Origin of the sequence: Streptomyces sp. F001, from assembly GCF_004187715.1 — a bacterium.
GTDB lineage: Bacteria > Actinomycetota > Actinomycetes > Streptomycetales > Streptomycetaceae > Streptomyces > Streptomyces flavusporus.
On the sequence record NZ_QZWF01000097.1, the window covers coordinates 1 to 5,918 of the forward strand.

At 71.5% G+C, this 5,918-nt stretch carries 6 protein-coding genes; 4 read left to right on the plus strand and 2 right to left on the minus strand.

What is annotated here, in order from left to right:
* The 4 genes from StrepF001_RS44110 to StrepF001_RS44125 all read left to right on the plus strand — a co-directional run.
* Positions 1–388, plus strand: a 388-nt coding sequence (locus StrepF001_RS44110; protein ID WP_165396581.1) for an Hsp70 family protein, incomplete at its 5' end; no start/stop codon positions are given.
* Positions 388–954: a nucleotide exchange factor GrpE gene (gene grpE, locus StrepF001_RS44115; RefSeq protein ID WP_129803697.1), complete on the plus strand. Its 567-nt coding sequence runs from the start codon at positions 388–390 to the stop codon at positions 952–954. The genes StrepF001_RS44110 and grpE, both read left to right, overlap by 1 nt.
* Positions 955–1,499: 545 nt before the next feature.
* The gene (locus StrepF001_RS44120; RefSeq protein ID WP_129803698.1) at positions 1,500–2,384 is read left to right on the plus strand and encodes a universal stress protein; all 885 of its coding nucleotides are present in this window, start codon (positions 1,500–1,502) and stop codon (positions 2,382–2,384) included.
* A 137-nt stretch (positions 2,385–2,521) separates the two neighbouring features.
* Entirely contained in the window at positions 2,522–3,871 is a 1,350-nt protein-coding gene (locus tag StrepF001_RS44125; protein ID WP_240797996.1) for an acyltransferase, read from the plus strand.
* Positions 3,872–3,976: 105 nt separating this feature from the next.
* Here StrepF001_RS44125 and StrepF001_RS44130 read toward each other — a convergent pair whose 3' ends face one another.
* Positions 3,977–4,846, minus strand: a complete 870-nt coding sequence (locus StrepF001_RS44130) for a GNAT family N-acetyltransferase (protein ID WP_129803699.1) — start codon at positions 4,844–4,846, stop codon at positions 3,977–3,979.
* 70 nt (positions 4,847–4,916) lie between these two features.
* Positions 4,917–5,684, minus strand: a complete 768-nt coding sequence (locus StrepF001_RS44135; protein WP_240797997.1) for a lipase — start codon at positions 5,682–5,684, stop codon at positions 4,917–4,919.
* Positions 5,685–5,918 lie beyond the last annotated feature (234 nt).

The window sequence follows — 5,918 nt, forward strand, 5'->3', positions numbered from 1 at the left end:
GCATGCCGAGGAGGACCGGCGCCGCCGCAGGGCCGCCGAGACCCGCAACCAGGCGGAGCAGGTGGCCTACCAGACCGAACGGCTGCTCACGGACAACGCCGACAAGATCCCCGGGGACGTCAAGAGCGAGGTCGAGACCTCGCTGGCGGAGCTCAAGGAGGCCCTCAAGGCCCAGCCGGCCGACGGCGACAACACGGCGGCCCTGCGGCAGGCGACCGAGAAGGTGATGGCGGCGGCTCAGAAGGTCGGCACCGCCATGTATGCGCAGGCTCAGAGCCAGCAGGCCACCGGCGGCGCGGGCGGCGGCGAGGCAGGCGCCGCCGGGCAGGACGAGGAGGTCGTCGATGCCGAAATCGTCGACGACGACAAGCGGCAGGAGGGAACGTGATGACCCGTCCCGGCGAGCACCCGCTGTCGATCGTCCGCGGCAACCGGCGGCGGGATCCGGGAACCAGCCTGGAGCCCCGCCGCCGTGGCGACGTCGAGCCTGCCCCGCGGACCGGCCGGGACGCAGGCGAGGCCGACCTCCTGCGCGCGCAGCTGCGCAAGCGCACAGCAGACCTGCAGCGCGTGATGTCCGAGTACGACAACTACCGCAAGCGGGTCCGCCGCGACCGACACGCGGTCGGCGAGATAGCCGTGGCCAACGTGCTCACCGGCCTCCTCCCCGTCCTCGACGCCATCGACCAGGCCCGCAGGCAAGGGGACGTCACCGGCGGCTTCGCACACGTCGCCGCCGTTCTGGAAGGCGAACTCACCGCCCTGGGGTTGCAGTCTTTCGGCGCGGCGGGCGACCCCTTCGACCCTGTCTGGCACGAGGCCGTCTCCTGCACCCGCTCCGACCACGTCGAACGGCCCACCTGCACCGCGATCCTGCGCCCCGGCTACCGGGTCGGCGACCAGCTCCTGCGGCCCGCCCAGGCAGAGGTCGCCGAACCACCGGCCAGACGGTGAGGCGCCCTCTCGCCATCACCACCGGGAGGACATCATGCGCACGAACCAGGACGCCTTCCTGTCCGCTGTCCGAGAACGCGACGAATACCCCCACACAGGCGGAGGCCGAGCGAGTCTCCCGAGCAGTCCTCACTCTCCTCGGCGCCCATCTGGTGGGCGAGGAGAGCGAGGACGTGAGGATCGAGCCGGACTGGTGGCACAGCCTGCAGGGCCTGCCGCGCGGCGGCCGGTGCCGTCCCGGCCGCCGCGCGGGGAGAAAGGCTCCACCGCCACGGCAGGGATTTCGTCGCGGTGCGGGCCGACGCGCCCGAAGTCGGCCCAGCGGGTCAGCCCGGATCCGCTCCACCGGACGGATGTGACGCGGCTCCTGCCCCCGTTCGGAGTCACGGAGAACGGTGAGCTCGTGGAGCACTCCTCCTGCCGCTGTGGAGCCATCTGGACCAAGACCCACCAGGTCCGGGAAGAGAGTTCCGAGTAGGGCGTACGCAACGACGTGCGGGACAATGAAGTCATCGTCCTGGCGCGTGCTGAAGGCGGTGGGATCAATGACGCTGCCCTTGGTCGTGGGCGTCGACGGTTCGGAGGCCGGCCTCTGGGCGGCCGACTGGGCTTCGGATGAGGCGGCCCTGCACGGCCTGCCGCTGCGGATCGTGTACGCCTGCCTGTGGGAGCGCTACGAAGGCCCCGTCATCATGCAGTCCGAAGAGGTTCCCTCGGAGCACGCCCTCGCGCAGGACATCGTCGGCCGCGCCGCCGAACGGGCTCGGCAGCGCAATCCGGACGTGAAGATCACGGTCGACATCGTTCCCGACGACGCCGAGGCGGCGCTGTTGCGCGAGGCGCGCCGCGCCACCGCCGTCGTGACCGGGTGCCGGGGCAGAGGACCGGTCAGGGGCGCGCTGCTGGGTTCGGTCAGCCGCTCCCTGGCCACGCATGCTTCCAGCCCGGTGGTCGTGGTACGCGGCACCCCGCACAACCGGCAAGGAGCCAATGACCGCATCGTGGTCGGCGTGGGCGATGCCGCGACCAGCGCGGCGGCGATACGGTTCGCGTTCCGCGAGGCCGAAGCACGGCGCTGCGCGCTGGACGCCGTACGCGCCTGGCGTCGCCCCGCCCACAGACCCCTGGCGCATCCGCTGCTCGCCGGGGATCCCGCCCACCGCTACGAGGAGCAGGCGTCGGTCCTGCTCGACGACGCCCTGCGCGCCCCGGAGCACGACCACCCCGACGTGGTCGTGGATCGCGTCACCGCCGAGGGCCCGGCCCACCACGTCCTCATCACGCACTCGGCCAGGGCCGACCTGCTTGTTCTCGGCGCCCCTCGACGCCACGGGCCTGTCGCACTGCCCCTCGGCCGCGTGCCGCACGCCGCGCTCCAGCACTCCGACTGCCCGGTCGCGGTGGTGCCGCAACACGCGGCCGCATCCTGAGTCCTGCTCCGGATGCCACCGCCCTCGGCGGCGATGGATTCGTGCACGGCAGGGCGACAACGGGCAGTTGGTGAGCAACACTCGAAACTCCTGCGAGTACCGGCCCTTGTGGGGGCCGGGAACGGAGAGCTGGTCCGGTGCTGAGCGATCTCCGCAAGGCGGCCGAGAACACGCCACCGCAGCGTGACCGCTACATCGACCTGCTGCGCGCCGTGGCGATCACGGTGGTCGTGCTCGGCCACTGGCTGGTCGTCGCCGTGACCTACGGCGAGGCCGATGGTCTCAGCGGATTCAGCGCGCTGGTGGCCGTGCCGTGGAGCCACCCGCTGACCTGGCTCTTCCAAGTCATGCCGCTGTTCTTCCTGGTGGGCGGTTACGCCAACGGAGCATCGCTGCTGGCCCACCGTCGCAGCGGAGGTGACGTCGCGGGCTGGCTGATCACCCGCAGCGCCCGCCTGCTGGGCCCCACGACGGTGTTCCTGGTCACCCTGACGGCGTCCGCGCTGCTCGCCCGTCTCCTCGGCACGGATCCCCAACTCGTGGGCACCGCCGCCTGGTTGGCATCGATTCCGCTGTGGTTCCTCACCGCTTACGTCGCCGTCGTGGTCCTCACTCCGGTGCTGTACCCACTGCATCAGCGGGTCGGGGTGATCCTGCCGGTGGTCCTGGTCACCGCGGTGGCGGCGGCCGACGCGGCCAGGTTCCTGCTCGGACTGCCCTACGCCGCCGCCAACTACCTGCTCGTGTGGCTGGCTGTCTACCAGGTCGGCTTCGTCTGGCGGGACGGCAGGCTCACCGACCGCCGACGGCCGGCACAGGTGGTGACGGCGGGCGGCCTGCTCGCGCTGGTGCTGCTCACCGCGGTGGGACCGTATCCGGTCAGCATGGTCGCCGTCCCGGGCGAACAGGTGCAGAACACCGCCCCGCCCACCCTTGCCCTGCTCGCGCTCGCGGTCACCCAGATCGGTCTCGCGCTCCTGCTGCGCCGACGCGCCGATCGCTGGCTGGGCAGGCGCCGCCCATGGCTCATGGTGGTGGCTGTCAACAGTGTGGTCCTGACGGTGTTTCTGTGGCACATGGCCGCTGTCGTGCTGGCGGCCGTCGCTCTGTACCCGCGAGGGCTGATGGCCCAACCACCGGTCGGCTCAGCCGACTGGTTCCTGTGGCGGCTGCCCTGGCTGGCATGCCTGCTCCTCATGCTCACGGTGTTCGTGGCCGTCTTCGGCCGGGCAGAACGACGTGGTCGGCGACCAGACGGCGACCCAGTACACCGCGGCATCCAACGAGGTGGGAAACTCGCACGCCTGGTGCTGGCGTACGCGGGACTGGCCACGGTGCTCGTCGGGCTCTTCGGCATCACCACAGCAGGCCGCGCCGACCACGGCCCCCTCGGCCTGCCCGGCGAGGCACTGCTGGCCTACTTGCTGGGCACCGTCGTCCTGTGGCTCATCCCCCTGCGCCGGCCGCGCCGACCGCTCCCCTCATGACTCGTCGCCTCGCTCACGAGGACAGGACAGCGGCTGCGGCGGGCGATGTCGGCGGCCCTTGCAGGGCCGCTCACACCATCAGGCTCAAGTGGCAGGTCGCGGGGCTCAGGGCCGTCGGCACTGGTAGGTCCACAGTTCGTCGACGGAGGTGAAGCCGAAGGAGTCGAAGAGCCGGGGGGCGGCCTGGCTGTCGTGGACCGGGTGTGGGGGGTCGTCGACGACGAGGGCGACCTCGGTGGCTCCCTGCTCGGCCAGCAGGGTCAGGGCCTGGCCGAGCAACTTGTGACCCAGGCCACGGTGGCGGTGAGTGGGCAGGGTCTCGATCCAGTACACGGTCGCAGTGCCGTCGGGCCCCACGCTGACCACGGCCTCTGCGACTGGCTCCGCCGCCTCGCGGACGATCAGTCGCTGGCCCGGGGGGAAGCCGCAGGGAACGACGTCGGCGACCGGCTGGGCCGACGCGAACTCGGCAGACAGCGCACAGTACAGATAGCAGCCCTGGCGACGGCCGGTGAAGCCACTGTGCAGCAGGGCGTCGTGGGTGGCGCCGCGGCGGGCGCGGGGCAGGCCGCCCGGCCCCAGCGGGTCTGGCGGACCGCCGACAAATGCCTCGATCAGCGGGCAGGGAGCGAGCGCTGCGAGGGCATGGCCGATCAGAGCGCGCAGGGCGGAGGGTTCCTCGTGGGCGTAGAGCCAGCAGATCAACCCGGTGTGCACATCGACCCAGGACAGATACGCGATGACGCCCTGAGGGCGGTCCCCGGCACTGGCCAGAACGCTGATCTGCGGCCGGGCCGGTACCGCCCAGCCGGCCGGGGGAACCAGACCACGCCGTGCGGCGGCCAGCCTCTCCGGGGTGCAGCGTGGCTGTCCCGGCAGCCGGTCGGCATCGATCAGTTCTCGCACCCCCGGTTCGTCGTCGGGACGATACGGGCGTACCGTCGACCCGCTCTTGGGGCTGGGCGAAGAGGCCATGCTGTCCGTCCGCACAGGTGCTGACGTCCTTACCAGCTGTCTTTCAGCGTCCTCCGTTCTGCCCCTCCTGTCACGGGAAACGCGTGAACGTGACCTGGGCCGCGGCCAGCAGCGCGTGCATCTCGTCGATGACCGGCCGGTGAAGGGGCAGCGTCAGGTGCCCGACGCCGGGCACCAGCACGTTGCGGGCCTTGAGGTCAGGATGGTCGATACGGCCCCGGGCAGCGGGGATGACGGCCTCGTCCAGGTCGCTGTAGAACGCCACGAACCGAGTGCGGCATCCCGCGGCCGGCTCGGTGAGTTCGACCAGCAGCTCGCTTCCCGGCCGTAGCTGGCGCAGCAGCGGATGGGCCGGGGCCAGCAGGGCGGTTGCGGTCCCGCCGTGCGGCGTCGCCAGCGTGATCACCAGCGGCACGTAGGCGTCACCGTCGAGCCGCTGCACGTAGTAGCGGGCGATCAGCCCGCCCAGGCTGTACCCGATCACGACCGCGGCCCGCCCCGGGCCGTGGGCACACGCAGACTCCACCTGGTCGCCCAGTTTCCGGGCCGCCGTGGGGATGTCCGGGCCGAACGCGTTGCAGGCGACCGGGATGAAGGGGCCCACACCGTCCCCGCGCAGCTCGCGCTGCAGCGGCGGGACGACTGATGCCCCGTCGGCCAGCCCATGCACCAACAGCACCGGAATCCCCGCATCGGTGCGTGGCGGATCGCCCGGGCCCGTCGACCGCCAGGGCGTGGCACGCTCCAACAGCCCGATCAGCTGCCCGAAACCGTCCGTGGCCATGTCGACCGGGAGCCGGGCCAGACGCACCGCCGCCCTGCCCGCCTCGACACCCACGCCGCGCGCCGGCGACAGCCCCGGCACCGTCAGTTGCGGCCCGAATGGAATGCCCGTGGCCGATCACCTTCCCTGCATGAACCGCACTTGCCCTGCCTGGCGGAACACGCTGGATCTATAGAACTACATATGAAACATTGCGCAAGTCGGGCGCCGGGTGTAGATCGACATATGCCGTGGGAGCGCCGGGCGGGGAGATGCGGGGCCGATGGTTTCGGGGCACGGTGGGTGTGG

Excerpts from the sequence above, each read along its gene's own strand:
- StrepF001_RS44130 (WP_129803699.1), bottom strand. The coding sequence starts at position 4,846 with ATGGCCTCTTCGCCCAGCCCCAAGAGCGGGTCGACGGTACGCCCGTAT.
- StrepF001_RS44120 (WP_129803698.1), top strand. The coding sequence starts at position 1,500 with ATGACGCTGCCCTTGGTCGTGGGCGTCGACGGTTCGGAGGCCGGCCTC.
- grpE (WP_129803697.1), top strand. The coding sequence starts at position 388 with ATGACCCGTCCCGGCGAGCACCCGCTGTCGATCGTCCGCGGCAACCGG.